The organism is Archangium sp. (assembly GCF_036277355.1).
GTDB lineage: Bacteria > Myxococcota > Myxococcia > Myxococcales > Myxococcaceae > Archangium.
This window is the reverse complement of the sequence record NZ_DASUNC010000140.1, coordinates 24,203-48,401: the sequence shown is the minus strand read 5'-3', so window position 1 is coordinate 48,401 and position 24,199 is coordinate 24,203. Positions and strand designations below refer to the sequence as shown.

The window sequence follows — 24,199 nt, the reverse complement described above, 5'->3', positions numbered from 1 at the left end:
TACCGGGGCGGAGGCGGTGCCGCTCGTGTCACCGCCTCCGCCCTACTGCCCCTCCTGCGTCATGTAGAAGAGGCCCAGGCACATCTCGTCCCCCGTGCCCTCGCCCCAGTTGGCCTCCGCCGCTCCCGGCGCGCTGTTGTTCCAGTGGCACTCCAGCCGCAGCGTGTCCCCCGGCTGAATCACCCGCGACCGCGTCAGCGTGTAGCTCGCCTGCCAGTGGAAGTCCCAGCGCGGAATGTCGAGCAGGCACTCGCGGCCCGCCGTCTGGCGTTGAATCTCCAGCCGCGTGCTCGTCCCCAGCGTGTGCATGTGCAGCGCCACGGAGTGCACCGTGAGCGGCTCGTTCTTCCGGAAGAGGCCTCCCGTGAGCTGATCCGCGATGCTCGTCGGATCGAACGCCCAGTCGTGCACCACGTCCGCCTGGCCCGCGGGGATGTTCATCGTCTTGCGGGTGATCCACTCGGGGTTCGCCCAGGGCTGCACGAAGGCCACCTTGTCCACGCGGGAGTCCACCTTGAAGGACACCGAGGTCCTGTCCGGCCCTCCCGCGGGCTCGGCGTGGAGCCCGTGGCCCGTGTTGTAGTGCACCTGGAGGATGACCTTGGAGCCGCCCTGCACGAGCAGGCCCGTGCCCGCCGGGTAGTCCATGCCCGGGCTCCCCGGCGCCCACGAGCCGAGCCACGCGACCTGGCCCCCGTTCAGCCCCGGCCCTCCGAAGCAGGTGTAGCCCGGCCCCTCCTCCTGGTCGTCGAGCGCCTGCGCCTGCGCCACCTGCGAGGGCAGCGCGAGGAACGCGATGACGTGGTGGACGATGCCCATGTTGCCCGGGTTCGCGCGGAAGCCCGTCACGTAGCGCGTGTCCGCGTACGGCCAGTCGAGGATGAAGCAGCGGTAGTCATCCGGTGACTGCCTCGGCGTGTACTCGGTGGGCATCTGAAGCGTGGCATCCACGCGGGACAGTCCTCCCGGTGGGGGAGCGGGCGTGCCGGGCGCATCGGCCGGGTTGCCCTCGGGACCGCCCGCGTCCACCCAGCGCGTGATGAGCGCGAGCTGCTCGTCGCTCAGCGAGCGGTCCTCCACGTACCGCGCGCACTCGTTCGACGGCGGCCACGGCGGCATGTGGCGCGACTGCACCGAGGCCTTGATGGCCTCGCGCTGCGCGTGGGCGTCCGCGTACGTCTGGAACGCCATGGGCCCGATGCCTCCCTCCACATGGCACCCGCCGCACTTCTGCTGCACCAGTGGCCCCACGTCCTTGTGCCACGTGATGGCCTCGGGCTGGGGTTTCGGCTCGTCGTCACAGGACGTGAGGACGGCCAACATCAGGAGCGCGCTCGCTCCGAACCTTCGACGCATGGTGGGTCTCCTCCTCAAGGGGCGCGGATTGTCTCCAGACGCCTTCGCCTCGGGGCCTCCATGCTTCGTCAGTCATCACAAGTGGACAGGCACTGCTCGGGAAGTGTGCATCAGTGCAACAGATTGCCGGCGCCGCCCTCGTTGGCGTCCCCGCGGCCCTCGATGCGCACCACCGCTTCCTTGAAGCTCTCCACGTACCGGCGCAGCTTCGCCCCCAGCTGCACCGACGGGCTGTCGTAGCGCGCCAGGCACAGCGTCACCGCCCGCCCCCGCACAGGGTCTTCCCCCGGCACCAGCGTCGTCTCCCGCGCCTCGCCGAACACCAGCCAGTCCAGCTTCCACAGCGCGTCCAACAGCTGCGCGAAGTGCTCCTCCATCTCCTCGCGCAACGCGTCCGGCAGCCCGTGCACGTCGCTGTACTCCGAGCAGTCCCTCAGGAAGCGCTCCACCACCGCGCTCTCCTCCGCACGCTCCGGCACCTCGTGCGAGAAGGAGCACGCCATCGCCCCCTCCAACAGCCGCGCCAGCTCCTCCCCTCGCGTCACCAGCGCGAGCCTCGGCCCGTCCTCCTGGTGCGCCACCCCATCCTCCAGCCGGAGGAACGTCTCCCCCGCCAGCGTGTCGAGTCTCATCCTCATCGCCACGTTCCCCTCCCGGAACCCGAGCCCCTCCAGCGTACCGGCCCTCGGCCCCGCGTGGCAGCGCTTTCCTCTCCCCTCGTGGATCACCCCCATCGACACGTGTGAGGAAACTTCTTCCTGGCACCTACGAAAATAGGAGCAGGTTTTCCCCTTCGACCCCCCGAGCCCCCCCGCCATGGTCGCCATCGCCCGCTCCTCCGCCGCGCTCGCCCCCCGCGCCACCACCGCGCTCGCCGCCCCCCCCACGCTCCGCCTCAACGCGAGCGGCCCCGCGGTGACCTCCCTCCAGAACAAGCTCCAGGCCGCGGGCTTCAACCCCGGCGCCGCCGATGGCTCCTTCGGCCCCAAGACGCTCGCCGCCGTGAAGGCCTTCCAGAAGGCCAAGGGCCTCGAGGCCGATGGTGTCGTGGGCCCCAAGACGTGGAGCGCCCTCGACAAGGCCACCGCCCCCAAGCCCTCCACCCCCGCCTCCTCCGGCGGCTCCGGCCCCACCCTGCGCGAGGGCGCCCGCGGTGAGCCCGTCCGCGCCCTGCAGAACCGCCTCAACCAGCTCGGCTTCAACGCCGGCACCGCCGATGGCTCCTTCGGCCCCAGGACCGAGGCCGCCGTGAAGGCCTTCCAGAAGGCCAAGGGCCTCACCGCCGATGGCGTCGTCGGCCCCAAGACGTGGGACAAGCTCGGCATCAAGGTGTCCGGCCCCGTCACCACCCCGGGCACCGGTGGCGGCCGCGCCGTGAAGGGCTACGTCAACGGCGTGCCCCGCGACATCACCGTGTCCCCCATCGCCGGTGGCAAGGAGATGCGCTCGGACGCCGCCGCCGCCTTCAACCGCATGCACGCCGCCGCCCAGGCCGCCGGCATCAACCTCCACGTCAACAGCGCCTTCCGCTCCATGGAGGAGCAGCGCGTCCTCTACCAGAAGTACCTCAACGGCACCGGCAACCTCGCCGCCAGGCCCGGCTACTCCAACCACCAGGGCGGCATCGCCCTCGACATCAACGTGGGCGGCACCGGCACCTCCACCTATAAGTGGCTGGCCAACAACGCGAGCCGCTTCGGCTTCGCCCGCACCGTCCCCTCCGAGCCCTGGCACTGGGAGTACCGGCCATGATGCCGGCGGGCACCCTCTGAACCGCCCCCCCCCACGGACCCCCGCCCCTCTCCCCGAGGCGCGGGGGTTTTCGTTTTTCTGTCCGAAAACACGTCATTTCCTGTCCTCATTCAGGACAGTGGAGGGAGTCTACGTATAACCCCTGAAGACTCCTGGATTCTTGGCTTCCGGGAGCCCCCTCGGGCGCGGGGAGCGCGTGGTTGACTGGAGCATCAATGCTCCACTCCTCCTACATAACGCAATGCGTCGTCCCCGCATCGATGACGCAACGGGTCTGGCGCGAGGATTGCTGGGGGAGGTGAGCCACACCCCCACTGCCCTGACCGGGCCCCCGGCAGGGACACCCCAAGGAGTCCCCATGAAGAAGCTGCACACCCTCGTGATGGCGCTGTGCGCGCTCGGGCTGACCACCCAGGCGCACGCCGGTGCCGCGAAGACGACCTACCCCGTGGTGTTCGCCCACGGCATGGCCGGCTTCGATGACATCCTCGGCTACGACTACTGGGGCGACGACTACGGCATGTTCGTCGGCGACACCTGCGGCCTCTTCGAGGTGCCCTGCAACGAGGACCTCGCCAGCGGCCAGAAGAGCTTCGTGGGCCAGGTGCAGCCCTTCCAGAACTCCGAGGTGCGTGGCCTGGACCTGGCCAACGACATCGAGGGGTACATGGCCAGCTCGGGCGCCACGCGGGTGAACCTCATCGGCCACTCGCAGGGCGGCATGGACGCGCGCAAGGCGGCCAAGGTGCTCTACACCCGCAAGGGCTACACCGTGGTGAGCGTGCTCGTCAGCGTGTCCTCGCCCCACCGCGGCTCGCCCGTGGCCAAGTACATCCTCGACCTGAAGCCCGGCGTCACCAGCGTCGTCTCCGCCCTGGCCGAGTTCTTCGGCAACGTCGTCTACCAGCCGGGCAATGACGCCTTCGCCGGCGCCAAGCAGCTCGTCTACAACGACTACAGCTCCACCGACGGCCTCACCACCGGCGCCAAGACCTTCAACGTCAACAACCCCATCGACGCGCGCTACGCCTCGCGCTACGTGTCGCTCATCACCGCGCAGAACGGCGTCAACGTGAACCCCGCGCTCTGGCTGCTCAACGAGTTCATCTTCGATATCGACGGCGACGGCTACTGCCTGGAGGACTGCGACAACGACGGCGCCGCCGGCAAGGGCGACGGCATCGCCAACGAGTCGGATGACGACGGCGTGGTGGGCATCAACTCGCAGCAGATGGGCTACCGGCTGAAGTACACCGAGTACGCGCTGGGCTTCGACTACGTGGGCACCGACGCCAACGTGCCGTACATGGGCAACATCAACACGCCCAGCGCCTCCTCGCAGATGACCTCCACCTCGAGCGTCATCACCCAGGACCACCTGGACGTCATCGGCGTGGGCCCCGACACCTTCGATGAGCCCGAGTTCTACGCCGCCATCATCGACTACATCGCCTACTTCGACTGAGCCGTCCCCGCTGTCCCGCTGTCCCCCCCGGAGGGCCCCCCCATCGCGCGCGAGGGCCTTCCGGGGGTAGCCTTCTCCCGCTTCCGCCCCCCCCACTCCGAGATGAAGCCGCCCATGAACCGTCGGAAGGCTCCGCTGTTGCTGGCATTCGTGTTGCTCCTCGCCGGCTCCGCCCTGCTCGTCTTCAAGGGGCGTCCCGGCTCCGGCCCGTCCTCCGAGCCGGCCACGGCGCGCGCCCCCGCCCCGGTGGCCCCGGGCGCCCAGGTCCGCGTGGACCAGACGCCGGGCCCCCTCTCGGAGGAGCAGCAGCGCGAGGACGGCCTGGAGCGGCCGGAGAAGGACATCGTCTCCTACCTGCGCTCGCGCTACGGCGCCCGCATCCGCGACCCGCACACGCAGATGCGCATGCTCGAGCAGCTCATGCGCCACTTCCAGAAGCTCAACCCCACCGGCTGGGAGGCGGACCTGCTCGCCGTCCTCAAGCAGGCCTTCCCCGAGCTGTATGACGAGCTCGTCCAGCGGCTGCGCCAGCGCCTGGACTACGAGTCGTGGGTGAAGGAGCACCACGCCGAGCTCAAGGACAAGCCGGAGGCCGAGCGCCGCGCCGCCATCTGGGAGGAGCGCAACCGGCTGTTCGGCAAGGACGTGGCGGAGAAGATCTGGGCCGCCGAGCTGCGCAACACCGCCGTGGCGGATGCGCTCAAGAGCATCGACGCGCTGCCCGGCGCGAGCGTGAGCGACCGGATGGCGCAGTACAAGCAGAGCCTGGAGAAGACGTACGGAGAGAAATCGCAGGCCTACGTGCAGGCCCACCAGCAGGAGCTGATGAACCACTTCCTGGACCTGGGCTCGGTGCAGAAGGACCTGGCGGCGATGCAGCCGGAGCAGCGCGCGAAGAACCTGCGCACCATCCGCCAGGAGATGGGCCTGGACGAGCAGGCGCTGCAGCGCTGGGAGGAGCTGGACCGGGCGCGCGATGCGCGCTGGGAGCTGGGAAGCCAGTACATGTCCGAGCGCGAGGCGCTGGCCCAGCAGTACTCGGGGCCGGAGCTGGAGGCGCGGCTGACGGAGCTGCGCGCGCGCTACTTCGCCGACGAGGCGCAGACGGTGGCCGAGGAGGAGCAGAGCGGCTTCTTCCGCTTCACCCGCCCCCGGCAGTGGGGCCGCAACTAGCGCGCGGTGTAGCCGCCGTCCACCACGAGCTCCGCGCCGGTGACGTAGCGCGAGGCGTCCGAGGCCAGGTAGAGGATGGCCTCGGCGATGTCCTCGGGCTCGCCCATGCGGCCCAGCGGCGCGGCGCCCTCGAGCCGCTTCCAGGCGTCCTCCTCGCTGCCCACCTGCTGGACGAAGCCGTCCCACCAGTCCGCGTTCTGCCAGATGGGCGTGCGCACCCCGCCCGGGAACACCGAGTTGACGCGGATGCCATCCGGCGCGCACTCCATGGCCACCGCCTTGCTCAACATGCGCACCCCGCCCTTGCTCGCCGAGTAGGCCGCAGTCCCGGGACTGCCCACGAGTCCCGACACCGAGGCCACGTTGACGATGGAGCCCCCGCGCTTGCCCAGCCGCATGGTGCGCACCGCGTACTTGGTGCCCAGGAAGACGGCGTCCAGGTTCACCGCCATCTGCTCGCGCCACTCGGCCATGCTCATCTCCGCCACCGAGCGCGAGATGGCGATGCCCGCGTTGTTCACCAGCACGTCCAGCCGGCCATACACGTCCAGCGTGCGCGCCATCACCTTCTGCCAGGTGACTTCGTCCGTGACGTCATGCACCGCGAAGAAGGCCAGCCCTCCGGCCGCGCGAATGTCCTGCGCCACCTGCTCGCCCGCCGGCGAGATGTCCGTCACCACCACCCTCGCGCCCTCCCGCCCGAACATCAGCGCCGTGGCACGCCCGATTCCCGAAGCCGCCCCCGTCACGAGGGCCACCTTGTCCTTCAATCGACTCATAGCGGCCGCACCACCTCGTCCTCTCCACCCGGAGGGACACCTGGGTGGGAACGCACGTTACTCGACTTGCTGGCCTTTCCGACTGTGTAATTTTCGAGAAGGACTGGAGTTTTTCCCACTTCGGGTGAAAACCCCGCTTCTCGGAAGCGGCCCGCAGGCTCGGGCTGCCCAAGTCCTCCGTGAGCCGGGGCGTGGCGAGCCTCGAGGACTCGGTGGGCACGCGGTTGCTCCACCGCACCACCCGCCACGTGTCGTTGAGCACCGCCGGCTCCGCGCTGTACGAGCGCGCCGCGCCCCTGCTCGCCTCCCTGAAGGAAGCCGTCGGCACCCTGCCCGAGCGCGAGGAGGCCCCGTCCGGCGAGCTGCGCCTCACCGCGCCCCATGACATGGGCGCCACCTTCCTGCCCGAGGTCGTCGCCCGCTTCACCGCGCGCTACCCCTCCGTGCGCGTCGACTGCCGCCTCACCAACCGCAACGTGGACCTGGTCGCCGAGGGGTTCGATCTCGCGCTGCGCGCCTCGGGCGCGAAGCTGGCGGATTCCTCGTTGATGGTGCGGCGGCTCGGGGTGCTCGACGTGCAGCTCTTCGCCTCGCCCACGTACCTCGCCCGGCGCGGAACGCCTCGCACGCCCGAGGACCTGGCGCAGCATGATCTCGTCGTGTTCCGAGGGCTCAAGTACCTGCGCGAGCTGGGCCTGCCGGAGAAGCAGGCGCGCGTGCTCGGCGATGACATGCTCTTCCTGCGCGAGGCGGCGAAGGCCGGCGCGGGTATCGCCGTCCTCCCCACGTTCCTCGCCCAGGCGGATGTGACGTCCGGGCAGCTCGTCCGCGTGCTGCCCCGCTATGCGCAGCCGTCCACGTCGCTCGTCATGCTGTACCCGCGCACCCAGCACGTCCCCCGGAAGGTCTCCGCCTTCCGTGACTTCCTGCTCGAGTTCCTCAAGGGACGGCCTCTGTCCGCCGCGTCCTCCGGCGGATGAGTCAGCTGTAGAGCACCGAGCGCATCGACAGCGAGCCGAGATCGAAGCCGCTCACCGGGAAGCGCACCGTGCCGCCGTCACCCGCGGCCCCCGCCGCGTACAGCAGCGGGAGGTAGTGGTCGATGCTCGGGTGCGACATCCGGCCCGCCTCCGTCTCGATGACGCGCGCCAGGAAGGCTCCGTCGCGCTGCTCCAGGGCTCGGGCCACCTCCTGGTCGAAGCGCTCGGCCCACGCCGGGGTGGTGGTGTCTCCCGAGCGCAGGCTCGTGAAGGCGTGGCGCAGGTTGTGCGTCACGTTGCCGCTCCCCATCACCAGCACACCCTCGTCCCGCAGTCCCGCGAGCGCACGGCCGAGTGCGAAGTGCTCGGAGGGGGCCAGCCGCGCGTCGATGCTCAGTTGCACCACCGGAACGTCCGCCTCGGGCCGCAGGTGGTGGAGAACCGTCCAGGTGCCGTGGTCCAGGCCCCAGTCGTCCTGCACGGAGGCTCGCGAGGGCCCGAGCAGTTGCACCACGCGCTTCGCGAGCTCCTGGCTGCCGGGCGCCGGGTACTGCATCTCGTAGAGGGCTCGGGGGAAGCCGCCGAAGTCGTGGAGGGTGGGCGGACGCTCGTTCCCCGTGAGGAAGGTGCCGGGCAGGAACCAGTGCGCGGAGATGGCGAGGATCGCCTTGGGCTTCGGCAGCTGCCGGGCGAGCGAGCGGAAGCCCTGCGTCCAGGTGTTCTCCTCGATGGCGTTCATCGGCGAGCCGTGCCCGATGAAGAGCACCGGCAGGCGGGGCTCGGGGGTAGCGGTGGTCATGGCGGAGGTTCCCTCCTGGGACGGACGCGCCGTACGGGCTGAATCGCGGCAGCCCACCAGCGGCAGAGACGAGGCCACGCCGAACACAGCGGCCTTGAGCAGGGTTCGCCGGTCCGGTCGGGATGAAGACATGGGGAAAGCATGCGCCGCGCGGCCCTGTTCCACTAGAGGGTCTTCGGGCAAATCACTGTTCCCCCGGTGGAACAGTGCGGGGATTCAACCCGGGATCCGGGCACCCTCACCCCGTCCCTCTCCCGGGGGGCGAGGGGAGATTGGGCGGGGTGTTGGCAGGGGGACCTGGGGGACTGGGGGGACGTGAGACACCGTGACGGGCGAGGTCCTCGGGCGTGTTCACGCTCACCACCGCTCGGAGCTCCGCGTCCACGGCTCTCAGAGCCTCCTCGGGGAGATGCTTCGTCCGGCAGCGGGAGAGCAGGGCTCGCAAGGAGGGCTCTTCCTTCTTCAGCGCCTCGCCCCACTCGTCCGACAGGGTCCGCCGGTACAGGGCCAGCAATGGCTCCACCCGGCCTCCCACTGTGAAACATACGGCGTCCACCTCGGGCGATCGTGCGTCCAGCAGCACCCGCACCGCCGCCTCCGACACGAAGGGCATGTCGCACGCCACCGCCAGCACCCACTCCGTCCTCGCCCCCACCAGCGCCGCGTGCACCCCTCCCGGTGCGCCTCGCCCCCGCACCACGTCCCCCACCGTCCGCAGGTGGAAGCGCTCGTAGGGTCCTGGCTCGTTCGTCCCCAGCAGCACGTCCCCACACAGCCGCCCCAGCTCCAACACCCGCTCCAGCACCGTCCGGCCCTCAAGCTCCAGCAGGCCCTTGGCCACTCCGCCCAACCGCTCGCCCTTGCCGCCCGCGATCACCGCCAGCGTCACGTCCGCATATTCCGGCCCGCTTCGTTCCCTATCGCTCACGCCAGGCCTCCTCGCGCCCCGTGCTCCGTCCGCTGGTGAAGGCTACCTTCACTCCAGCCCCCGCCCGCCCCTCCCTTGCGCTAAAGCTCTCCGGACGACGTCTCCTCGCATGTCCCTCTCCCCCCTCGCCACCGCCCGGACGGCCGCCCTCGACGCGATTCAGCCCGCGTCCCCTACTCGCGTCCCCCTCCTCGACGCCCTCGGCCGATTCCTCGCCCAGGAGGTCGTCGCCTCGCGCTCCCTCCCCGGCTGCCCCGTGTCCGCCATGGATGGCTATGCCGTCCGCGCCGAGGACACCTCCGGCTCCAACCGCGACCACCCCGCCCGGCTGCGCGTCGTCGACACCGTCTACGCCGGCCACCTGCCCTCGCGCTCCCTCCAGCCCGGCGAGGCCTCGCGCATCTTCACCGGCGCTCCCCTCCCCGAGGGCTCCAACGCCATCGTCCGCCAGGAGGCCACCGTCATCCCCTCCGAGGGGCTCGTCGATGTCTGCGTCGGCGTCCCGCCCGGCAAGGACATCCGCCCCACCGGAGAGGACCTCCTCGCCGGTACGCCCCTGCTCCACGCCGGTCAGCGCGTCGACGCCTCCATGCTCGGTGTGCTCGCCTCCCTGGGTGACTCCCACGTCCTCGTGCGGCCCCTGCCCCGCGTCGCCGTGCTCGCCACCGGGGATGAGCTCGTGCCTCCCGGCGCTCCCGCCCTTCCCCACCAGGTGTACGAGAGCAACCTCATCCTCGTCGCCGCCCTGGCCCGCGAGGCCGGTGCCCTCGTCGTCGCCCAGGAGCGCGCCCGCGATGACGATGCGGTGTTGCGCTCGGCCCTGCGGCGGCTCTCCCAGGACGCCGACGTGCTCGTCACCACCGGCGGCGCCTCCGTGGGCGACAAGGACCGCGTGAAGAGTCTCCTCGCCGGCCTCGGTGCCTCGTTCCTCGTGGATGGCGTGGCCCTCAAGCCCGGCAAGCCCGTGGCCGTCGCACGGCTCGGCTCCACCACCGTCGTCGTGCTCCCCGGCAACCCCGGCGCCGCCACCGTCGCTTTCGATCAGTTCGCCCGCCCTCTCCTCCTGCGCTTCCAGGGCGTCTCCGAGGAGCGGCAGCGTGTGCGCGTCCGGCTCGATGACTCGCGCCACAAGCAGGCCGGTTTCACCTACCTCATCAGCGGCACCCTGGAGACGCGCGAGGACGGGCAGGTGTGGGCCCGCATCCGCTCGCAGGGCGCCGGGCAGCACCTGCAGAACATCGGCGCCGAGGGGTATGCCGTTCTTCCTCCAGGCCGCGCCGACTTCGCCGTGGGGGACAAGGTGGACTTCGAGCGCTTCGACCGGCCCCGCTTCCTCCCCGGGGTGCCCTGATGCGTCCACCCGCGCTCTCCGTGGTGGGCTGGTCCGGCTCGGGGAAGACGACGCTCCTCACCCGGCTCGTGCCCGAGCTGCACCAGCGCGGCCTGCGTGTCGGCGTGGTGAAGCACTCGTCCGATGTGCATCCGCTCCACCGCGCGGGCAGTGACACCGCGCGCTACGCCGAGTCCGGTGCCGCCTTCGTCGCCTTCGCCAACCCGGCCGGCGTGCAGCTCTCCCTCCCCGAGCCTCCCGAGCACGTGCTGGCCCTGCTCGAGCGCTTCGCTGGCACCGTGGACCTGGTGCTCGTCGAGGGATGGAAGTACGGGCCGCTGCCCAAGCTGGAGGTCTGGCGCGAGGGCTTGGGGCCCCTGCTCGCGGCGGAGCGGCGGGATGTGCTCGCCGTGGTGGGCGAGGCCCCGGTGCCCGAGGGAATGACACGCTTCGGCTCGGAGGACGTGCAAGGGATTGCCTCCTTCCTCCAGCAGTGCCTGCGCGATGGAGTGCTCTCGCGATGAGCGAAGACAGACACCCGGCCCCCCTGCCTCCCGGCGTCACCCGGCGGCCCGTGCGGCGCTACACCGCGGACGGCCGGCTCGCGCCCGAGGAGCAGGACACCGTGGCCCTCGAGGAGCCGCTCGACATCCGCATCAGCGGCGACACGGTGGCCGTCACCATGCGCACCCCGGGCGCGGACCGGTTCCTCGTCACCGGCTTCCTCTTCGCCGAGGGTCTCATCCACTCGGCCGAGGACCTCGGTGGCCTCGCCCACTGCGGCAGGCCCGGTGAGGAGGGCTACGGCAACATCGTCGAGGTGACGCCCGCTCCCGGGCTCGTCATCGACCTGGAGCGCATGGGTGCCACGAAGCGCGGCACGCTCACCACCGCGGCCTGTGGCGTGTGCGGCCGACGCAGCGTGGAGGACTTGATGGCCACGTGCAGCCCCGTGCCCCCGGGCCCCGAGCTTCCCGCCTCCGTGCTCGCCCACGCCACCGAGCACCTGCGCTCCGTTCAGCCCAACTTCGCCCGCACCGGTGGAGTCCATGCCGCCGCCGCGCTCGATGAACGGGGCTCGGTGCTCGCCGCCTTCGAGGACGTGGGCCGCCACAACGCCGTGGACAAGGTGGTGGGCGCGCTGGTGCTCGAGCACGGGTTGCGCTCGGCGCGCGCCTCGCAACCGGCCGCCCTGCGCCCCACCGTGCTCGTGGTCAGCGGACGCGTCAGCTTCGAGATCATCCAGAAGGCCGCCATGGCACGGTGCCCCTTCGTGGCCAGTGTCTCCGCGGCGAGCTCGCTCGCCATCGACCTGGCCGGACGCGCGGGCATCACGCTCGCCACCTTCGTGCGCAACGGGCGATTCAACGTGTACTCCCACCCCGAGCGTCTCCGCGAGGGCTGAGCCCCGCGCCCCGCGTCGGAGTGGGGAACGCTACTGGGTCAGGTCGTCCAGCACGTCGCGGAGCGAGGTGGCGTTCAGGGCGCGATCGAACCAGCGGTCGAGGATTGCACCGTCCGTGCAGGAGCGGATGCGCTGCCGGGCCGCCTCGTCGGTGGGAACGCCTCGCGCGGTGAGGATCCGGAGCACCGCCTCGGCGCGTTCCTGGAGCCGCCCCTGCGCCAGACCCTGCGCCATGCCCTTCTCCAGACCCTTCTTGACTCCCCGCTCCAATATGTCTTCGGCCCAGGTTCCCATCAGTTCCTCCGCGCGCTGCTCATCCAACACCGAATGTAACACCCGCCTCGCCGCCGCGTGGACGGCCGCATCCTTCTCCACCCACAGCAAATAACGGATGACCACCACCAGATGCTCCGTCCCCCCGGGACCCGCCCGTACCTGCGCGAAGAGCACCGTCCAGTCCGGTAGACGGTGAGCCAGCTCCCCCGTACGTCCGTAGCGCAACACCAACCACGCCAGCCGCGCCAGCGGTGGGCCCGGACGCGCTTTCAGCGCTTCTTCCCGCTCGGCCGTCAGGTCATCGAGCAGGTACTCGAATCGCGGCACCAGCGCTCGCCACCGCTCCCGCTCCTCCTCTTCTTCCGGCAAATCGAAGAGGTCCTCCACCCGGCGCGGTGCCGTCCAGGCTCCGTCCGGCCCGTGGTACATGACGAGCGGAACGATGACCGGCAACCGGGTGCTCTCCGGGTGCGCCTGCCTCCAGCGCTCCACCTGCCGCACCACGTAGCGCAGCATGCGCAGCGCCATCCACGAATCTACTGACGACTGGTGCTCCAGCAACACGTACAGCAACAACGAGCGGCCCGAGTGCAAACGCGCCGTGAAGAGCAGATCGCTCTCCGTCTCCCGCAGCTCCGGGTCCACCACGCTCCCGGACTCCTGACGCAGGCTCGACCAGTCCACTTCCGAGACGACGTGCGCGGGTAACACGGCGCGCAGCTCGGCCGCGGCCCGCTCGGGGTGGCCGAAGGTGTAGCGGGCGAAGAGATCATGCGGTCCAGGCATCGTGCCCGATGCCCTACGCATGGAACGGGCCAGCGGCTCCGCACAGGGAGCGATCCGGCCCCGCGCGTCCACCTCGCTGCCAACCATCCCGGCTGCGAGACAGCGAGGCCCGGCGGGGGGTCGACTCGGAACAAGGGAAGACCCTCACCCTGACCCTCTCCCAGAGGGAGAGGGGACAGCGCTCAGCCTCGCGCGAAGGCGTCGCTGACGATCTTCCGCGCCTCCTCCACGATGGAGTCCAGGTGCTTCGCGTCCCGGAAGCTCTCCGCGTAGATCTTGTACACGTCCTCGGTGCCCGAGGGCCGCGCGGCGAACCAGCCGTTCTCCGTCACCACCTTGAGCCCGCCGATGTCCGCGTTGTTGCCGGGCGCCTTCGTGAGCCGCTGGAGAATCGGCTCGCCCGCCAGCGTGGTGGCGCGCACCGCGTCCGGCGACAGCTTCTTGAGCGCCGACTTCTGCGCCGCCGTGGCCGGCTGGTCGATGCGCGTATAGAGCGGCGCGCCGAACTTCCGCGTCAGCTCCTGGTAGTGCACGCCCGGATCCTTGCCCGTGCGCGCCAGAATCTCCGCGGCCAGCAGGTCCAGGATGATGCCGTCCTTGTCCGTGGACCAGACGGTGCCGTCACGGCGCAGGAACGAGGCCCCCGCGCTCTCCTCGCCGCCGAAGCCGAGCGAGCCGTCCAGCAGCCCGTCCACGAACCACTTGAAGCCCACGGGGACCTCGACCACGCGCAGGCCCAGGTCCTTGCCCACGCGGTCGATCATGCTGCTGCTCACCAGCGTCTTGCCCACACCCGTGCCGGGCTTCCAGCCGGGACGGTTCCGGTAGAGGTAGCTGATGGCCACGGACAGGTAGTGGTTGGGATTCATCAACCCCACGCTGCGGGTGACGATGCCGTGCCGGTCCGAGTCCGTGTCGTTGCCGAAGGCGATGTCGTAGCGGTCCTTGAGCTCGACCAGGCCGGCCATGGCGTAGGGCGACGAGCAGTCCATGCGAATCTTGCCGTCGTGGTCCACGCGCATGAAGCGGAAGGTCGGGTCCACCGTCTTGTTCACCACCTGGATGGACAGGCCATAGCGGGCGGCGATGGGCTCCCAGTACGCGAGGTTCGAGCCACCCAGCGGATCCGCGCCGATGGACAGCTTCGCCCCCCGCACCACCTCCAGGTCCACCACGTTGCCGAGGTCCTCGACGTACGGGGTGATGAAGTCATACGTCTTCACGGAGGAGGCCGTGCGCGCGCGCTCGTAGGGGATGCGCTGCACGCCGGTGTTGCCCGCGGCGAGCAGCTCATTGGCGCGCTTCTCCACCCACCCGGTGATGCCGGTGTCGGCGGGGCCACCGTTGGGCGGGTTGTACTTGATGCCCCCGTCCTCGGGCGGGTTGTGCGAGGGCGTGATGACGATGCCATCGGCCAGCCCCTGCGTGCGCCCGCGGTTGTAGGTGAGGATGGCGTGCGAGATGACCGGCGTGGGCGTGGCCTCGCCGGTGAAGCGCACCTGCACCCCGTGGGCGGCGAGCACCTCGAGCGCCGAGCGCTGCGCCGGCTCGGACAGCGCATGCGTGTCCATGCCGAGGAAGAGCGGACCGCCGATGCCTTCCTTCTCGCGGTACTCGCAGACGGCCTGCGTCACCGCGAGGATGTGCGGCTCGTTGAAGGCACGGCGCGCGGCCGAGCCGCGATGACCGGAGGTGCCGAAGGCCACGCGCTGCTCGGCCACGTTCACGTCCGGGCGCTCCGAGTAGTACTGGGAGCGCAGCGTCTCGGGGTTGATGAGGAGGGAGTCGGGAGGGAGCTTGCCAGCGAGAGGATGGGCCACGCGGCGAATCTAGCGCCACGTGGCCCCCGTCCCGTCCACTTGTTTGTTCCGATGTTGCCTCGTTCACGCCGCTCGGGCGGCGCGCGCGGTGCGTCACGGGGTCGGAACCGGAGCGCCCGCGGGCGGCGGGGCGGGCTCGTTCACCCGCTCGCTGTCGCTCGGGAAGCTGTCCCCCTCGAAGCGCTGATCGTCCTCGAGGCCCGAGCCGCCCGTCCCCGGGTTCTCCGGGTTCATCGTGCCCGAGCCGCCGTAGTCCTCGGGCACCGTGGCGCCCGTATCCGGAACGGGCTCGCCGAAGTCATCGGCGCCCACGTCACCGGCGCCTCCCGTTCCTCCGGGCGGCGTCGTGGTGGTACCTCCCGGGTCCGTGGCCGGCGGCGGGGGGGTCTCCTCCGTCGTGGTGGGATCCTCGGGCGGCCTCTCCGCCGCCTTGTCCGACTTGCACGCCGTGCCCAACGCCATGGCGCCCGCGATGAGGCCCGCCAGGATGAACTTGCTCCGGGTCATGGTTGTGTCTCCCCTTCGAGAAAGCCGTCGTTGGCCGGGAACGTGGGGAGCCCTCGGCCTTCACGCAGGGAGCGCCTCCCCGCACGGCCGCTCATCGGGGCGGCGCGTCAAATCCCTTGCGGCCCACCGGCTGTCGCTTCGATGAACCCGGCGGCCTCCCTCGGGATGGTTGGCGCCCCAACACTGCACCACCGTTCCGAGGCGCCCGGGCCGAAACCGCGCCTTTCCCGGGAAGCCTCCTATACTGGCCGCCGGGAGGGAGTTCTCCATCACATGAGCAGCCGCAAACGCGTCCTCGGGATGATTCTCGCGGGGGGCCAGGGCACACGCCTGGCGCCCCTGACGTCCAAGCGTTCCAAGCCGGCCGTCCCGTTCGGCTCCAAGTTCCGCATCATCGACTTCGCCCTCAGCAACTTCCTCAACTCGGGCGTCTACGCCATCTACGTGCTGACGCAGTTCAAGGCCCAGTCGCTCACCGAGCACATCCAGCGCGGGTGGCGCTTCGGCTCGGGCCTGCTGGCCGACTACTTCATCACGCTGGCGCCCGCGCAGATGTACCTCTACGAGGAGCTGGGCAACGTGTGGTACCGCGGCACGGCGGACGCCATCTACCAGAACATGCACCTGGTGGAGAACCACCGCGCCGACGACGTGGCCATCTTCTCCGGCGACCACATCTACAAGATGAACGTGGCGCACATGCTGGAGCAGCACGAGGCCCACCGCGCCGACATCACCATCGCCGCCTACCCCACGCCGCTGGCGGATACCACGCGCTTCGGCGTCATGCAGGTGGACGAGCGCGGCCGCGTCACCGAGTTCCAGGAGAAGCCCCAGGAGCCCAAGGCCATGCCGGGCAAGCCCACCCTGGCCCTGTGCAGCATGGGCAACTACATCTTCAGCCGCCGCGTGCTCAGCGAGCTGCTGGAGGTGGACGCGCGCACCGAGGGCTCGCAGCACGACTTCGGCAAGGACGTGCTGCCGCGCGCGCTGCGCGATGGCTACCACATCCACGCGTATGACTTTCACTCCAACCCCATCCCCGGGCAGACGCGCGCCAACACGTACTGGCGGGACGTGGGGACGCTCGAGGCCTACCACGAGGCCTCCATGGACCTGGTGTCGGTGGACCCGGAGTTCGACGTCTTCAACCCGGAGTGGCCGCTGCGCAGCGCCGTGGAGTACAGCCCGCCAGCCAAGTTCGTCCACGAGGCGGGCGAGCGCGTGGGCCGGGCGCTCAACTCCATGGTGGCCGGGGGGTGCATCATCTCGGGCGGCACGGTGCGCGAGAGCATCCTGTCCCGCCGGGTGCGCGTGAACTCGTACTCGCAGGTGGAGCGCTCCGTCCTCTTCGACGAGGTGGACATCGGCCGGCACGCCAAGGTGCGCAACGCCATCATCGACAAGGACGTGCGCGTGCCGCCCAACGCACGCATCGGCTACGACCTGGAGCAGGACAAGGCGCGCGGCTTCACCGTCACGGACAACGGCATCGTCGTGGTGCCCAAGGGCTACAAGTTCGACTGAGGCGAGCCAGGGCGACGCACGCGCCCGGGCATGTCCACCTCAGCGGACGGCCCAGGCGCGCGACACCTCAGCTTCCGCCGAGGGTGGCGCACACGTCGGCGAGCTTTCGGAGCGAGGGGTGCAGAGAGGCCAGCCCGCTCTCCCCCAGAGTCCGCGCGTAGGCTGCGCAGTCCGCCGCGCGGATCAGCCCCCCCTCCACGTAGAAGCGGAGGTGTCCTTCCGGGCCATGGGCCTCATCCCCCGTACCACAGAAGAGAACCAGCGCATCTCGCACGGCCTCCCACTCGGCTTTCACCATGAGTTGCATGAGGAGATGCAGTCCCAGCGGTACGCAGTCCAACCCGATGTTCAGGCCAGCGCAGACCGAGCACACCTGGCTGTAGGCACGAACGAGCATTGTCCGTAACTTGGCGGGAAGCTGCGTGACATCGGCTTGGAGGAGCTCTCCCACGAGCCTCCGTGCGAAGGGGATGAGCTCACCCCGTGAATCATGGCCGATGGCGTCCGAGCTCGGGAGTACGCTCCCCAGGAGCTCTGCGGCGAGCGTGCGCGCCATCACGGCGTCCTTCTCCCGGACCTTCTCGTAGAGAGGCCAGAGCAATCCCACGGGACTTCCGCGGTGAGGAGAGCCCGCCGCCTCCTGCACCAGGGCCCGGGCTATCTCCAGCAGTTGGTTGACGGGGGTCTGTGTGTCCCCAATTAACACGCGCAAGGCCTCGCTCTGCAGATAGCCTTCCTGCGTCCGCAATTCGAAACGCTCGAGCGGTCTCCCTGGGGAACTCACGGCGGCGGCGGGGGTGCTCCCGCCGGGCAACAGCCGGGTCTCCTCCGCGGGCGTCCCAGCTTCCGCCTCCACGGCGAACACCAACGGCCGACCACTTCTCGTGCCGGCAACCAGCCGCGCATGCGTCTCCCCGAAGGACAAGCAGGTCAATCCGAGCAGAGTACTCTCTGGGATGAAACCGGCCACCTCGACTCGAGTCCGAAGATCCCAGATGCGAATGGCGTGACGATGCGCGCCAGAGGCCACCCAGCCCCCACTGCGAGAAAAGGCCAGACACTGGATGCTCAGGTCCAAGGCATCTTCAACCCCTTGCACCTCATCCGCATTCGGCACAAGGGTCGCATAGGGAATTCCCGTGGTGAGCTCCCACACACGAACCTTGCCATCACCTCCTCCCGAAGCCAGGAAACGCCCACCGGGAGACACCGCCAGCGCCGAGATGGCGCCCATGTGCGCCTCGGGTTGGCACCACACTTCTCGCCCCGTCAAGGCATCGCAGGCCGTGAGAGTGCCCTCCCGCCCCACGATGAAGAGACGGCACTCTGGACTGAAGATGAAGCGGTCACAGCTCGTGCTGTCGTCGCCATGCTCGGCACGCACCTCGCCCGAGGCAACATCCATGACCTGGACGTGATTGCCCGCCTTCCCCACGAACACCCGCTCGCCCTCTGGCGAGAACGCCACGGCCTTGATGTACATCTGGGCGGGATGCGCCCACCGGAGTTCCCCCGTGTTCAAATCCCAGAGGTGAACACCTCCCCAGGAGCCATGACCCACCGCCGCCCAACGTTCATCACGGGAAACCGCAAGACATTGGATGTCATGATTCTTCCCCTTGACGTCCTGCAGCACCGCGCCTGTTCCGAGCGAGTAGAGCCGCAACCGGTGGTCATTCCCCCCCAGCAGCAATCGCTCACCGCTCAAGCAGCTGATCGCATTGATTGCCGCGGGCTTCTGCATGAGCCCGGTGAAGTCCAGGGACAGAGGTTTCAAGGGACGCACTCGCATGTATTGCGCATGATGGCACACACACGGAGCCACCTCAAATACAGCGTCTCCACCCCTATTCATTCCCTCCGTGGATCAATGCCGCACCGCGATCCTCGCGCTCAGAGGAGCACCACACCAGACACGGAGCCTGGCGATAGCCTTTCTGCATCCCGAGTGCGGAGAGCACGACCATCATGGGCCCCAACGCAGCTCCGGGATCTCCCATGAACTCGACTGGATGCTCGATGGAGAATTGCTCCTCGAAATACCTGGCGTGCCGCAGATAGGCCACTCCCCATTCCTTGGCCCAGAAGCTCTCACCATTCATCCCCGTATAGACACAGCGAACCCTGGGCACCGATGGTGGCAAGGCCTCGAACAGGAGCTGGAACGCTCGCGCCAGCCCTTCTCCGCGGTAGGGTTTCTCACTGTAGCGATGACCCTCTTCGTGCCCCGTCCCAACACCCATGACGCGAGCATGAATGGACCGTTGCCCGGGCCAGCCCCGCTGTGTCAGCCCCAGCAGCAGGAATGCAGCCCCTTCCCCGGGTATCAGCCCATCCGAGAGCCCATGTCCACGAAGCCGCTCCTCCGCATCCAAGGCGGTAAGCAGGGACAGGTCCAAGAAGGAGTCCACCCCGCCGACGAGCACATGGCGTACGCGGCCACTCGAGAGCAGACGGAGGGCCTCCTGCAGCGCGAAGAAACCTCCCGCCCGCCCATGCGGGAAAAGCTGGCTCTGCTTCTTGTCGAGGGGCACCCCGGAGAAGTCCATGAGGTGCGTCAGGAAGTCAGTCGCTCCAGGAGCAGGCGCTCCGGGAGTGGGCTCGGGCAGTGCGAGCAGGAGGGGAGGCGGGACGGGGCAGTCGCGGGCGGCCTCTCTCAGGGCGCCTACCGCCAGGCGCAACATGCGTTGGTAACGCATGGTCACCGTCCGGGTAGCCCGGCGTACCGCATCCGGCAACTCCGGGAGGTGCACCTCGTCCAGGAACCCCGCCAGCAGCGGTTTGAGTGTCCGGCTGTAGATGGCGGTCTCTCGCAACCGCGTGATTCCAGCACGGACCGCGGCGGCGGAACTTCCCGCCGTCAACCCCACGGGGCTCACCAGTCCGGCCGTCAGGATCTCCGCTGGCTGCCAGGCTGCCATCTACTCCCTCCCTCTTCCTTTTCGTTGGCGTTCCGCCGGTCCCGAGCCTTGTTCGTCCACGCGCAGCGACTACAGCGCGCACCGCGACGGCTCCAGGAAGGACATGTCCTGGAAGCCGCTCGCGCGCAGGTGCTCCACGAGCCGCTCATGGAAGAGGAGTGCGCTATTGGCCTCCGCCAGGCGGAAGAGCAGGGCACCGTAGGTGCGTGACTCGTCGAGGATCAACCCGTCGAACTCCACATCCAGCAGGGCGCCACCCGGATTGAGCCTCGCCTTCGAGCTGCTCATATCCGCAGCGGCAATCAGTCCCAGAACGTTGATGGCCTTGTAGTCCAGGATGCGTCTACCGCTGTCGGGATCCCAGATGACCGCATCATAGCCATCCAGGTTGTCAGCCCCACCGCGCCTCATGGCATCGAGCAGATCGTCCCGGAACAGGGGAATGCCCCTCAAGAAATAAGGAGGGAGTCTCGGGCCATGATCCGAGAAGGCGGGATTCAATCGGGACAGGGTGAACTCCAAGGGCCTGGGGACCGGCTGCGTATGCCTGGCGCCCATCGTCCATCGCAAGGTGCGATCGAACGGGAAGGTCTCGATCCATCGACACGGGTATTGCGGTCCCGAAAGCAGGTAGTACATGAGCGGCCACAGGCTCCTAGAGCGATTGCTTCTCCATCATCAGAAGCAGGGCGAACCGGGACGTGTAGACGTTGAGCCTCCAGGACTTTTCTGGCGTTCCCGTCAGCAGTCCACGCATGCGGCCCGAGATGGAGTTGAGCCGGCCAACGAGCGCGTAGAGCGGATAATCTTTCTCCGGGTCGCGCTCACCCGCTTTCTTCTTCTGTTCCGGGCACCAGATGGATTTCATCGCATCGAGCTTGTCGTAGACCTGATCCAGCGCCGCCAGGACAAAGTTGCTGTACTCCTGATGCGCATCGTGAAATTGTGCTTGGTATGCCTCCATGGCAGCGAAAGCATACTCTCGCTTGAAGAACAGGGGTTTGGTGGACCATGGGCGAACGGCGTAGTTGCCCGGAAGCCAGACGCCATTGGCGGACGAGTTGATGTTGTACCCGATGTTGCCTCTCACCCTTCCGTCCTTCCAGAGGTACTTGGAGGACTTGAAGAGCTTGCTGTTCGCCAGGGACGCATTGCCAGGAATCAGGTGGTGGGCGGCGGCGATGACGTCCTTGCTTTCGGTGCCCACCTCGATTTGCCTGGGAGGGGACGCGCCCAAGGCCTTTCCAAGCGTGCCTGCGTCGTTCTTGAAGGCGGCGTTGAATTCGCCGTCCAGATCCAGGTCTTCGTCATAGTCGTTGGGGAACTCGTTCTCCTCGACCCTGGGCTCCTCCTTGGCGCTGCAGAAGTAGCAATAGTCGTCATGCTCGATGCTGGCGACCTCATCAACGGTGATGGGCTCTCCCATTTCCGGCATTGGTTGTCTCCCGAGTGGATCCGGCCAGAGCCGGCAGTCAGCCCATGATGTTCTTCTTGTTGTGGAACAAGGGGTCCCCCAACCGGCACACGTTCTTCCCCTCGAACTTCACGTCGAAGGAGTAGAGCATGAACTCCGCCGGCCCCTGGGTGGAGCCGCTCACCACGCCCCCGCCCGCCGTCCCCGCCTCGTCTCCCGAGGACGTCTTGTATTGAGCGCCCTTCACCATGGGCATCTTGCCGTTGACCGTCACCTTCTTCGGACCCTTGGAGGCATCCGAGGACTTCGCGATGTTCGGGTAGGGAATGGGCACCGGCCCACCAGGACTCGGGGTCTTGCACACATCCGGGAACATGACGCTCTGCCCGCCGCTGTCCTCGCTGGCGATTCCTCGCCCATTGGCAAATACCTTCGTGCCCACAAGTGCCCCCTTCGTTGTGCCGCGAGCTCCCCGCTCAACCATTCACGCCCTGCATCGACTTTACCGCGAAACACGCCTCCTCCACCTTCAGCGCACGCTTGTCGCAACCCACCGCCCCTCGCCACGAGAGACACACCCGCCCCCTGCCAGGCTCCAGCAGTACAGTCTCCAGCGACATTTCCGCCCGCTCTGTCTTTCCGGAGATCCTCACCGTCACATCCAACTCGCACCGAGGCAGGATGAAACGCTGCACCCCCTCTGGGGATACATTGAGCAGTTCCACTGACTCGCCCCCCTTCAAGCCCGCTCGTGCTCGTAGAGCTGGCGGCGCGACACAGAAGAACTCCGGACGGAAGTCCCGCGGCAGGTAGGGCGCACGCCGTTTCTGCCACTCCTCGTCATACGTCCCAGCACAGCTCTTGCGTGGCTCCCAGGCAGGAGCCACCGGCCCTACCCCCATCGGCGCGGGCGCATCGGAAATGGAGCCGAGCAGGTGGTGTGGATCCTCCAGGTTGGGAAGCGCGCGTCCCGCCATCTCCGAGCCGCTCCGCTTCCCCCGGAAGCCCTGCCCCACCGGGTTGCGCGCCTCCGCCAGCACACGCCCATCCCCCACCTCGTGCGACCCACCGAAGGCCCGCTCCCAGACCAACGGCATCCTCACGAAGGGTTCCGGCTTCGAGATGTCTGGCGACGCCCATCCGCTCTTCCACTTCCGGTCACCAAAGACCTGGAGCACCTGCTGGAGCGGACCGACACGCACCGAGACGAGGCATGACTCCACCGCGCGCCCTTTCGGCGCATGGGCCTCGCCCTCCAGCAGCACGTCCGTCCCGGGCTTCAACAGATGAGCCTCACTGGAAGCGCTCAAGCTCGAACTCCCAGGTGCTCCCCGGTATTCATCCCCCATGACCAGGGGGCACTGCTTGTCCGCGAGGAAGAGGGCTCCGCCGCGCACCTCGAAGGAGGCCTTGAGCGCGACATACAGCGTGTCCACCCCCTGCTCATCGGGGAACAGGAACATGCCAGGAACAAAGGGGGTCTTGTTGCGAACCTGGAGCACGAAAACTCCTTGGACCTACCCGGTGAGAAGCCGGGCAAAGGAAGCACCCGGGAGACGAATCCCCATGGAGGCCGCCCGCTTCAGTTCGACTCGTTGCCGGCGCGTCAAAGCTCGCGACTCGACACGGCAGGCACGTCTGCTGCGAATCTCCAGTTCCCGTGCCCACACATGCCGACGCCGCATGGGCCCTCGCTCCAGTGCGGTCAGGAGCAGCTCGCCCTGAAAGGGTTGACCCAGCCAGTAGCGAGTCCCCCGGACAAAGCGCCCACGAGCCCCCCGCCACCAGGCAGCCACGGCCTCGGCGTCCGGCCTTGGTAGATCGTCCTCTGGACGAGGAGTCAGGTCGGCGTCGAGGTTCTCCATCTCGAGGGGAATGGGCTCTTCGAGTGGTGGCTCGGGGGGGAGGGCATGGGGACCGTCCATGCTCAGACCCGTGATGGAGCTGAAGGCCTCACCGGCCAGCCGTGAGACCTGCGCATCCTCCATCCACTCCAGGCACGCCTCTGCCGCAGTCACACGCCCGCTGAACCCCAACGCCCACAAGGCGCCGGCACGGCGTTCCGGTATGCGCAGCAGGTCCACGAGCAGTGCCACATCCTCCTCGTCAGCGCCCATCGCCCAGAGGACAAGGGACTCACGGCCCTGTTGCTTCACGGCCTGCCTGCACACCGCCCACGCCTCCTGGGAACCCACCGCCAATCCCCATTCGATGGCCGCGTCTCGGATGACGGGATTCACGGAGGCGAGCGCCGAGGACAACAGTGCTCGCGCATTCGTCCGTGGCAGCGTGCGCAATCCCCGCATCGCCGCCATGCGCATCCGGGGGTCCTCGTGAGGGAGGAAGTCAGCCAGCACCTCATCTGGGAGCTCTTCACGGAAGACAAGTGCGTCCAGCACGAGCGCTTGGAGTTCCGTATCCGTCCCCTCGAGCAACGGTAGCAGGGCTGTGCCCACCCCCTCCCAGTCACACACCTCCAACACCCTCCGCATGGCGGAGTGCTGCGCGGGAACCGTATCGCACACCCACGCACGCACCTCTTCTGCGGGCGGATGCGACTGGAGAAACGCCAGGAACGCCGCGGACACTCGCGCCAGTTCCTCTGACTCCAACGCTGGCCGCAGCAACGCCTCGACCACGGGCGGCCCGCCTTCACTCAGCCCATCCACATGAGCCAGCAGCCGCTCCTCCACCTCTGCCGTGTCGGCCAGATCGTAGTCAGGCGCCGCCAGTGCGTGCTCCCACCGCGTCCAGAACCATTCCGCCTCATCCAGGTGCGTCTCGCACACATCCAGCAGGAACGTCGTGGTCATATGACTCGGACTGACTTCTCCTCGACTCGGACTGACCTGGAATCGTATCCCGAGAGCATACCACCACGAGGCGCCGATGAACCTGGTGGCGACGAGCCTGGAGTTCGACATCTTCAACCCACGCTTGGCGTAGACTGCGGGGCGAGGCCTCATCGCATGCTCCGCTCC

23 protein-coding genes are annotated in these 24,199 nt (G+C 68.5%); 8 read left to right on the top strand and 15 right to left on the bottom strand.

The window, feature by feature from the left end; all coding sequences use genetic code 11:
* Positions 1–42: 42 nt before the first annotated feature.
* Positions 43–1,356 carry a hypothetical protein gene (locus tag VFZ09_RS33645; protein ID WP_329731825.1) on the bottom strand — a complete coding sequence of 438 codons (1,314 nt, stop codon included), beginning with the start codon at positions 1,354–1,356 and terminating at the stop codon, positions 43–45.
* Between the two features lie 110 nt (positions 1,357–1,466).
* Complete coding sequence (locus VFZ09_RS33640) at positions 1,467–1,994, bottom strand: hypothetical protein (protein WP_329731824.1); 528 nt, start codon at positions 1,992–1,994, stop codon at positions 1,467–1,469.
* Between the two features lie 178 nt (positions 1,995–2,172).
* Between VFZ09_RS33640 and VFZ09_RS33635 the strand changes: the two genes are divergently transcribed.
* The 3 genes from VFZ09_RS33635 to VFZ09_RS33625 all read left to right on the top strand — a co-directional run bounded on the left by VFZ09_RS33635 (position 2,173) and on the right by VFZ09_RS33625 (position 5,746).
* The gene (locus VFZ09_RS33635) at positions 2,173–3,108 is read left to right on the top strand and encodes a peptidoglycan-binding protein (RefSeq protein WP_329731823.1); all 936 of its coding nucleotides are present in this window, start codon (positions 2,173–2,175) and stop codon (positions 3,106–3,108) included.
* A gap of 358 nt (positions 3,109–3,466) precedes the next feature.
* Positions 3,467–4,573 (top strand): acetyltransferase, encoded by a 1,107-nt coding sequence (locus VFZ09_RS33630; protein WP_329731822.1) that lies wholly within the window; start codon positions 3,467–3,469, stop codon positions 4,571–4,573.
* A 114-nt stretch (positions 4,574–4,687) separates the two neighbouring features.
* Complete coding sequence (locus VFZ09_RS33625) at positions 4,688–5,746, top strand: hypothetical protein (RefSeq protein WP_329731821.1); 1,059 nt, start codon at positions 4,688–4,690, stop codon at positions 5,744–5,746.
* Here the strand turns inward: VFZ09_RS33625 and VFZ09_RS33620 are convergent.
* Positions 5,743–6,525, bottom strand: coding sequence for a glucose 1-dehydrogenase (locus VFZ09_RS33620; protein WP_329731820.1), 783 nt, complete (start codon positions 6,523–6,525; stop codon positions 5,743–5,745). The two genes, VFZ09_RS33625 and VFZ09_RS33620, sit on opposite strands and share 4 nt — an antisense overlap.
* Before the next feature lie 191 nt (positions 6,526–6,716).
* Here VFZ09_RS33620 and VFZ09_RS33610 point away from each other — a divergent pair, with 191 nt between their 5' ends.
* Positions 6,717–7,505: a LysR family transcriptional regulator gene (locus tag VFZ09_RS33610; protein ID WP_414640776.1), complete on the top strand. Its 789-nt coding sequence runs from the start codon at positions 6,717–6,719 to the stop codon at positions 7,503–7,505.
* A 1-nt stretch (position 7,506) separates the two neighbouring features.
* On the opposite strand, the gene ygiD is transcribed toward VFZ09_RS33610, so the two are convergent.
* Positions 7,507–8,304 carry a 4,5-DOPA dioxygenase extradiol gene (gene ygiD, locus VFZ09_RS33605; protein ID WP_329731819.1) on the bottom strand — a complete coding sequence of 266 codons (798 nt, stop codon included), beginning with the start codon at positions 8,302–8,304 and terminating at the stop codon, positions 7,507–7,509.
* 238 nt (positions 8,305–8,542) lie between these two features.
* Positions 8,543–9,232 (bottom strand): molybdenum cofactor guanylyltransferase, encoded by a 690-nt coding sequence (mobA, locus tag VFZ09_RS33600; RefSeq protein WP_329731818.1) that lies wholly within the window; start codon positions 9,230–9,232, stop codon positions 8,543–8,545.
* Positions 9,233–9,341: 109 nt separating this feature from the next.
* Between mobA and glp the strand changes: the two genes are divergently transcribed.
* From glp to fdhD, 3 genes are read left to right on the top strand one after another with little or no spacing between them, the layout of a single operon-like run.
* Positions 9,342–10,583, top strand: coding sequence for a gephyrin-like molybdotransferase Glp (gene glp, locus VFZ09_RS33595; RefSeq protein WP_329731817.1), 1,242 nt, complete (start codon positions 9,342–9,344; stop codon positions 10,581–10,583).
* Positions 10,583–11,086, top strand: coding sequence for a molybdopterin-guanine dinucleotide biosynthesis protein B (mobB, locus tag VFZ09_RS33590; RefSeq protein ID WP_329731816.1), 504 nt, complete (start codon positions 10,583–10,585; stop codon positions 11,084–11,086). The genes glp and mobB overlap by 1 nt, the downstream gene beginning before the upstream one ends.
* Positions 11,083–11,967 carry a formate dehydrogenase accessory sulfurtransferase FdhD gene (gene fdhD, locus VFZ09_RS33585; RefSeq protein ID WP_329731815.1) on the top strand — a complete coding sequence of 295 codons (885 nt, stop codon included), beginning with the start codon at positions 11,083–11,085 and terminating at the stop codon, positions 11,965–11,967. Before mobB ends, fdhD begins: the two co-directional genes overlap by 4 nt.
* A gap of 30 nt (positions 11,968–11,997) precedes the next feature.
* On the opposite strand, the gene VFZ09_RS33580 is transcribed toward fdhD, so the two are convergent.
* From VFZ09_RS33580 to VFZ09_RS33570, 3 genes are all read right to left on the bottom strand, one after another.
* Positions 11,998–13,050 carry an Rpn family recombination-promoting nuclease/putative transposase gene (locus tag VFZ09_RS33580; RefSeq protein ID WP_414640775.1) on the bottom strand — a complete coding sequence of 351 codons (1,053 nt, stop codon included), beginning with the start codon at positions 13,048–13,050 and terminating at the stop codon, positions 11,998–12,000.
* Between the two features lie 161 nt (positions 13,051–13,211).
* Positions 13,212–14,849: a phosphoglucomutase (alpha-D-glucose-1,6-bisphosphate-dependent) gene (gene pgm / locus VFZ09_RS33575; RefSeq protein WP_329731814.1), complete on the bottom strand. Its 1,638-nt coding sequence runs from the start codon at positions 14,847–14,849 to the stop codon at positions 13,212–13,214.
* A gap of 93 nt (positions 14,850–14,942) precedes the next feature.
* The gene (locus VFZ09_RS33570; protein WP_329731813.1) at positions 14,943–15,356 is read right to left on the bottom strand and encodes a hypothetical protein; all 414 of its coding nucleotides are present in this window, start codon (positions 15,354–15,356) and stop codon (positions 14,943–14,945) included.
* A gap of 273 nt (positions 15,357–15,629) precedes the next feature.
* Between VFZ09_RS33570 and glgC the strand changes: the two genes are divergently transcribed.
* Positions 15,630–16,883 (top strand): glucose-1-phosphate adenylyltransferase, encoded by a 1,254-nt coding sequence (glgC, locus tag VFZ09_RS33565; protein ID WP_329731812.1) that lies wholly within the window; start codon positions 15,630–15,632, stop codon positions 16,881–16,883.
* 67 nt (positions 16,884–16,950) lie between these two features.
* On the opposite strand, the gene VFZ09_RS33560 is transcribed toward glgC, so the two are convergent.
* The 7 genes from VFZ09_RS33560 to VFZ09_RS33530 form a co-directional block, all read right to left on the bottom strand.
* Positions 16,951–18,660 carry a WD40 repeat domain-containing protein gene (locus VFZ09_RS33560; RefSeq protein ID WP_329731811.1) on the bottom strand — a complete coding sequence of 570 codons (1,710 nt, stop codon included), beginning with the start codon at positions 18,658–18,660 and terminating at the stop codon, positions 16,951–16,953.
* Between the two features lie 70 nt (positions 18,661–18,730).
* A complete protein-coding gene (locus VFZ09_RS33555) occupies positions 18,731–19,804 on the bottom strand; it encodes a hypothetical protein (RefSeq protein ID WP_329731810.1) in 1,074 nt (357 codons plus the stop codon).
* A gap of 69 nt (positions 19,805–19,873) precedes the next feature.
* On the bottom strand, positions 19,874–20,215 hold the full coding sequence (locus tag VFZ09_RS33550; RefSeq protein ID WP_329731809.1) for a hypothetical protein: 342 nt from the start codon (positions 20,213–20,215) through the stop codon (positions 19,874–19,876).
* A 244-nt stretch (positions 20,216–20,459) separates the two neighbouring features.
* Positions 20,460–21,239: an AHH domain-containing protein gene (locus VFZ09_RS33545; protein WP_329731808.1), complete on the bottom strand. Its 780-nt coding sequence runs from the start codon at positions 21,237–21,239 to the stop codon at positions 20,460–20,462.
* A 37-nt stretch (positions 21,240–21,276) separates the two neighbouring features.
* Positions 21,277–21,594 (bottom strand): DUF4150 domain-containing protein, encoded by a 318-nt coding sequence (locus tag VFZ09_RS33540; RefSeq protein WP_414640774.1) that lies wholly within the window; start codon positions 21,592–21,594, stop codon positions 21,277–21,279.
* A gap of 100 nt (positions 21,595–21,694) precedes the next feature.
* The gene (locus VFZ09_RS33535; protein WP_329731806.1) at positions 21,695–22,720 is read right to left on the bottom strand and encodes a DUF2169 domain-containing protein; all 1,026 of its coding nucleotides are present in this window, start codon (positions 22,718–22,720) and stop codon (positions 21,695–21,697) included.
* Positions 22,721–22,735: 15 nt separating this feature from the next.
* Entirely contained in the window at positions 22,736–24,184 is a 1,449-nt protein-coding gene (locus tag VFZ09_RS33530) for a TIGR02270 family protein (protein ID WP_329731805.1), read from the bottom strand.
* Between the last annotated feature and the right edge of the window lie 15 nt (positions 24,185–24,199).

What these genes read in the sequence shown, in the direction of transcription:
- VFZ09_RS33645 (WP_329731825.1), bottom strand. Translation starts at nt 1,356, where the DNA reads ATGCGTCGAAGGTTCGGAGCGAGCGCGCTCCTGATGTTGGCCGTCCTC.
- ygiD (WP_329731819.1), bottom strand. Translation starts at nt 8,304, where the DNA reads ATGACCACCGCTACCCCCGAGCCCCGCCTGCCGGTGCTCTTCATCGGG.
- VFZ09_RS33640 (WP_329731824.1), bottom strand. Translation starts at nt 1,994, where the DNA reads ATGAGGATGAGACTCGACACGCTGGCGGGGGAGACGTTCCTCCGGCTG.
- VFZ09_RS33620 (WP_329731820.1), bottom strand. Translation starts at nt 6,525, where the DNA reads ATGAGTCGATTGAAGGACAAGGTGGCCCTCGTGACGGGGGCGGCTTCG.
- glp (WP_329731817.1), top strand. Translation starts at nt 9,342, where the DNA reads ATGTCCCTCTCCCCCCTCGCCACCGCCCGGACGGCCGCCCTCGACGCG.
- VFZ09_RS33635 (WP_329731823.1), top strand. Translation starts at nt 2,173, where the DNA reads ATGGTCGCCATCGCCCGCTCCTCCGCCGCGCTCGCCCCCCGCGCCACC.
- fdhD (WP_329731815.1), top strand. Translation starts at nt 11,083, where the DNA reads ATGAGCGAAGACAGACACCCGGCCCCCCTGCCTCCCGGCGTCACCCGG.
- VFZ09_RS33625 (WP_329731821.1), top strand. Translation starts at nt 4,688, where the DNA reads ATGAACCGTCGGAAGGCTCCGCTGTTGCTGGCATTCGTGTTGCTCCTC.
- VFZ09_RS33530 (WP_329731805.1), bottom strand. Translation starts at nt 24,184, where the DNA reads ATGAGGCCTCGCCCCGCAGTCTACGCCAAGCGTGGGTTGAAGATGTCG.
- glgC (WP_329731812.1), top strand. Translation starts at nt 15,630, where the DNA reads ATGAGCAGCCGCAAACGCGTCCTCGGGATGATTCTCGCGGGGGGCCAG.
- mobB (WP_329731816.1), top strand. Translation starts at nt 10,583, where the DNA reads ATGCGTCCACCCGCGCTCTCCGTGGTGGGCTGGTCCGGCTCGGGGAAG.
- VFZ09_RS33540 (WP_414640774.1), bottom strand. Translation starts at nt 21,594, where the DNA reads ATGTTCCCGGATGTGTGCAAGACCCCGAGTCCTGGTGGGCCGGTGCCC.
- VFZ09_RS33630 (WP_329731822.1), top strand. Translation starts at nt 3,467, where the DNA reads ATGAAGAAGCTGCACACCCTCGTGATGGCGCTGTGCGCGCTCGGGCTG.
- VFZ09_RS33550 (WP_329731809.1), bottom strand. Translation starts at nt 20,215, where the DNA reads ATGAGGCGCGGTGGGGCTGACAACCTGGATGGCTATGATGCGGTCATC.
- VFZ09_RS33580 (WP_414640775.1), bottom strand. Translation starts at nt 13,050, where the DNA reads ATGCGTAGGGCATCGGGCACGATGCCTGGACCGCATGATCTCTTCGCC.
- VFZ09_RS33570 (WP_329731813.1), bottom strand. Translation starts at nt 15,356, where the DNA reads ATGACCCGGAGCAAGTTCATCCTGGCGGGCCTCATCGCGGGCGCCATG.
- VFZ09_RS33545 (WP_329731808.1), bottom strand. Translation starts at nt 21,239, where the DNA reads ATGCCGGAAATGGGAGAGCCCATCACCGTTGATGAGGTCGCCAGCATC.
- VFZ09_RS33555 (WP_329731810.1), bottom strand. Translation starts at nt 19,804, where the DNA reads ATGGCAGCCTGGCAGCCAGCGGAGATCCTGACGGCCGGACTGGTGAGC.